This is a genomic window from Sphingobium sp. AP50, assembly GCF_900109095.1.
In the GTDB taxonomy this organism is placed as follows: Bacteria; Pseudomonadota; Alphaproteobacteria; order Sphingomonadales; family Sphingomonadaceae; genus Sphingobium.
On record NZ_FNYZ01000053.1, the window covers coordinates 1 to 4,758 of the forward strand.

The 4,758-nt window shown below is 56.5% G+C and carries 3 protein-coding genes; 2 read left to right on the forward strand and 1 reads right to left on the reverse strand.

Translation table 11 applies throughout. The features are described from left to right. The first annotated feature begins 1,443 nt into the window (after positions 1–1,443). Both BMY84_RS28750 and BMY84_RS28755 read left to right on the forward strand, forming a co-directional pair. Positions 1,444–2,910 (forward strand): carboxylesterase/lipase family protein, encoded by a 1,467-nt coding sequence (locus tag BMY84_RS28750; RefSeq protein ID WP_256215509.1) that lies wholly within the window; start codon positions 1,444–1,446, stop codon positions 2,908–2,910. An 18-nt stretch (positions 2,911–2,928) separates the two neighbouring features. Next, entirely contained in the window at positions 2,929–3,672 is a 744-nt protein-coding gene (locus BMY84_RS28755) for an IclR family transcriptional regulator (protein WP_093088572.1), read from the forward strand. 69 nt (positions 3,673–3,741) lie between these two features. Here BMY84_RS28755 and BMY84_RS28760 read toward each other — a convergent pair whose 3' ends face one another. After that, on the reverse strand, positions 3,742–4,320 hold the full coding sequence (locus BMY84_RS28760; RefSeq protein WP_143075210.1) for a MarR family winged helix-turn-helix transcriptional regulator: 579 nt from the start codon (positions 4,318–4,320) through the stop codon (positions 3,742–3,744). Between the last annotated feature and the right edge of the window lie 438 nt (positions 4,321–4,758).

The window sequence follows — 4,758 nt, forward strand, 5'->3', positions numbered from 1 at the left end:
CAACCAAATCCGCTTGTCTGCCCACCATCCCCGATATCCCTGCTGGTCCGACAAGGGCATATACAATGATGCCTACTTTAGTTCCAGGTGACTAGTGGCTTTAGGCGTTAGTCAAGGTCGCGCTTAGACCGGGGCGACTGCGTAGATCTGGAACGGTCGGGATCGTTTCTCGGTCTAAATTGACGTAAAGAATATAACTTGAACACGCGAATTGCGTCCGATAAGTTCGATGCGCGCCAGTCAGCGCATTTGTCGTCAAATTTGCTTTATGACTTCGGGCCTGCACGGCGATGACCGTGATGAGATGGAAAGCAGTCGTATCGATATCTGCCCAGCCATTCACCTACCAGGTTTTACGCCAGAATGCGGGTGCGCCCGCAGTGCCTGGGCCCCAGAAGGCGCCCCGACCTGTTTCGGCGCCGAGGCCGGCAGCGTCGGAGGAAGTGATCCGCCCACATCCCGGTGCCCGATAGACATCTACCTGCCTAGCGGCGATCGCCTCTCAGTGGATAGCGGTGTCAACGAGAAGGCACTGGGCCTCGTGCTGCGCATTCCGGGACGTCTAGTGATCTGGCTGGCGCCCGGAACGAAGGTCTCCTTGGCAAGCAACTGGTAAGCATGCGGCTTGGGTTCGATGAGCTGACGGTGCTGGCCCGCCCGCTGTTCGCGGTCGGGTCCTACGGCGGGCATGTCGTCCTGTTCGTAGCGAGAGCGGCAACTACCTGAGGGGGCTGCATCGGGATGGGACCGGCCTTGCTTGTTCGCCAAGAGTCTGGAACGAGGCCTTGTCTGGCCGCCGCTCATCGAGGGCGGTATCGTACTGACCCCGGCGAGTTTGCGATTAAAACAATGGGTTGGCGGCGCCCGGCGGCAGCCTGCAAGCACAACGAGACTTTGTGGCAAGCTGTCACCTGTAGACTGGCGAGATTTAACGCTTAAACCGATTTTATCTGCAGCGCCATGCTGAAACACGCCAGAGTCCGTACGACTGCCTTCAACCTCGCGTGTGCCGCTCGAAATGCCGTCACCGTCCATCTTCGGGTTGAGGAGCAATGGGTGCCTCAGTGACTGCGGAACGGGGATAAAATCGACTGGGATCTCAATTTCGCGGCCGAACCCGTACCCCTGCACGCGAAGATGGAGAGCTTTCCGCGATCAGATGGCGGAGGGATAGTCGCGGCGGCGCTCCATCTATTTCTATGTCCCCGCGCCCGTTCATTGCCATCAAATTACAAGTTGACCGTTGTGCGGGAGCACTAACCGTTCTACGGACGTTTCATCATGAAGGATGTATGCGACTGGATTGAAAATTCGTGGATCAGCGCTGCTGAACGGAACGCAGTCGTGTTTGAGAACGCCAAGGTCTTGTTTAAGGTCAAAGTCTGATTGGAGCGCGGTATGCGACAGATGTTGAAGTTGGGAATTGTAGTCGCTTCAATGGTCATGGCCCAAGTAGGATCTGCCCAGGCGCGGGTAGTGCGCACGGGCGATGGACGAGTGGAGGGCACGGAGGCCGAGGGCGTGATGGTCTTCCGCGGGATACCTTACGCTGCCCCCCCGGTTGGCGCCCTAAGGTGGCGGGCACCGCAACCGATGAAGCCTTGGCGGGGCATTAAGCCCGCTGTCGAATTCGGCTCAGCCTGCGTCCAAAAAGTCGCGAAGCAGGACCCGGAAAAGAGCCTTGAGAACTTCCCGCAAAGCGAGGATTGCCTGACACTGAACGTGTGGTCGCCCAAAGCGCGTCAGGGAGTACGGCTGCCTGTGATGGTCTGGATACACGGAGGAAGCTTCCGGTTCGGCGCGGGAAGCTTGTCGACCTACGATGGCAGTGCTCTTGCCCAGCGTGGCGTCGTGGTTGTCACGATCAATTACCGGCTTGGCCTGTTTGGTACGTTCGCGCACCCTACGCTTCAAATGGCCGGGGAGCCTGATGGCAATTACGGCTTGCTCGATGCCATCGCCGCGCTACGTTGGGTCCGGCGTAATGCGGGTTCGTTCGGGGGTGACGCGAATTCCGTTACACTTTTTGGCGAATCCGCCGGTGGCGTTTCCGTCGGATACCTGATGGCATCTCCCCTCGCAGCGGGGTTGTTCGACCGCGCCATAATCCAGTCGGGAGGGCTTTACATTCCCGAATTGTCAAAGAGAGATGCGCAGGCCGTCGCTGCCCGCGTTGCCGAAGAACTCGGGGCTCACAACGCTGCGGAACTGCGGGCATTGTCCGCGATGTCGTTGCGCGACGCGAACACAAGTGCCGGGGAGACAATGCCATTCATTGACGGGACGGTTGTGAGGGAAAAGACGCATGAGGCGTTCACTGCCGGGCGGACCAACCGGTTTCCTCTGCTCATCGGCTACAACGATGCGGAAGCAGGCTTTTTCGGACCAGGCTATTGGAAGGGCCTTCCAAGCGAGGTAGGCCAAGACGGCTGGAATCGGCTATCTTCAAAATGCTTTGGTTACGGCGGCGAGGACACCGACTCATGCGCTGAACAAACTGCCTCCGAACTTTTTGCGGGCGTAAACAGTCGGCGCATTGCGCGCGGCGCTTCACGCCAAGCGCCGGTCTGGATGTATCGGTTTTCGTGGCTACCTTCCCGTGAGAGAGGTCCCTTGAAAGGCGCAATCCATACGGCTGAAATCCCATATGTTTTCGGACATATCGCCGCTGGCGATCGAGATCGGGATGACGGCAAGTCGCAGACCCTTTCATCACAGATTATGGAGCGCTGGATCGGGTTCGCGCGTACGGGACGTCCGGAATTGCGGGCAGGAGACTGGCCGAGGTACCTTGCCGGGAACGACGAGCGCGTGAAGAATTTTGATGGAGAAAGAAACGAACCGGCGCTCAATCCAGCAGATGCATTGCTTGACGAACTTGAACGCTCGGCATTGCCAGCCCGACCCTGATAGTGGCACAGGACGCTTATGGTACGAGATAACGACAGTAGCGGCACACAAGTGATTGCACGCGCAGCAGCGGTACTTAAGACCCTGGAGGGCGAGAGCAAGGGTCTCACGATCGCGGAGATAACGAGAGTGTCGGATTTGCCGCGTACTACTGTTCAGCGTATCGTTAACGCACTTCAGGCGCAGCAATTGGTAGTGACTGTCGACGGCCGGATCAGGCTGGGGCCTACATTGACACGCCTTGCTGGCTCCACCCATCTTGATGTCATCGGTATCGCTAGGCCACATCTGGAGATCCTGAATCGGCAAATTGACGAGACAGTCAATCTGTCAGTGCTACGCGGAAATCATGCCGTGCTGGTCGACCAAGTCGCGTCCGGCCGCGAACTTCGCGTAGTTTCTGCGGTGGGATCAGCACTTCCCCTATACTGCACTGCGCATGGCAAGGCTCTCCTTGCCGAAATGCCTGATAGAGAGATAGAGGAGCGTCTCAGCGGAGAGTGGGAGCGCAAGACACCGTCGACCGTCTCATCAATGGCGGAGCTGTGGCCCCAGCTGGCATCCATCCGTCAAGTTGGTGTCGCTTTCGATGAGGAGGAGCACCTTGAGGGCGTTGATGGAGTGGGTGCTGTGCTCGATACCGGCACTGCAGAGCGCTACGCCATTTCGGTCGCGCTTCCTTCGGTACGCTTTGCGCGCGCCCAAGAAGTTATCTCCGAAAAGATTCATTTCGCTGCAACAGCGATCTCCGCCTGCTTTTAAGTGTTGCTATTTCCTCGTAACGGCAACCCGTCGGTGCGAAAGGATGTCGAGCCGTTTTGTTCGCTATGATTAGCTCTCCGCCGGCTTGTTTTGCATGCCTACGCTATGCTTTGAACGGCGCTCTCGATTGTTCCCTTTGGGGTCCGACGCCCCGTCACCGGCATCTTGATCGAAATTTGAAATTCTCGCGCTGCTGGACAAGTCGCCCAGCGATTCCCGTATCAGATCGATCACCGAGCGAAACTGTTTCAGCTGCTGTGGGCTCAATTGACGGATCGCTATCATTTCCACCTCGACAGCGCTCTCACGAACCAGCGCCTCGACTTCTGCGCCTCGAGCCGTCAGTTTGTAGCGGCTCTTGCGACCATCGTCTGCGTCACGGGTTCTCGTAATGAGCCGCTTGTCTTCTAAGGTACGCAGCGCAGATAAGGTCGTCGGGGAACGAACGCCCAGATAGGTGCTCAAATCTTTGGGTGTCATACCGTTGAAATCGTGAATGAGAGCAAGATAACGGCACGTATGGGCAGCAAGTCCATATCGCGCGACTCTCGCATCGATTGCCTGAGTGAGAGCACGATAGAGATCTCGCGCCATCAGCCCGAGGCTCTCGGGGAGATAGCTCTCCTGATCAACCTGCTCTGCAGCCAACACCTAATCTCCTGTCATTCGCAATTTTTCGATTAGGAACGTTAGCAGGCTTTAGTCAAGATATCAGCGCAAATTATTATATAGGCTACCTATTTATACAGAGGCAGTGTCATGCAGAGTGTAGGCACACCCCATTGAAGCCCGCCATCCATAGTCGATTAAGAACCCAGATAGTCTGACGATGCCGGGCTATGTTTACAATACAGATTTTACTGCGTACATATTAATCGATGATTCCTCATGAATGTAACTCGACTTTTCACACGACAGGTAATTATAACCAATTTCGCTGCCTGACCTCGTTAACAATTAAGCTGATGTCGTGATGATTTCGAGGAATTTAGAGCCCGTTTGATAAAGGGTTGAGCGACAGCGGGTTACGTGATTCAAGCTCGGGATGTGGACCCGAGCGAGCCGTGGCCGGATGGCTGATCTTGA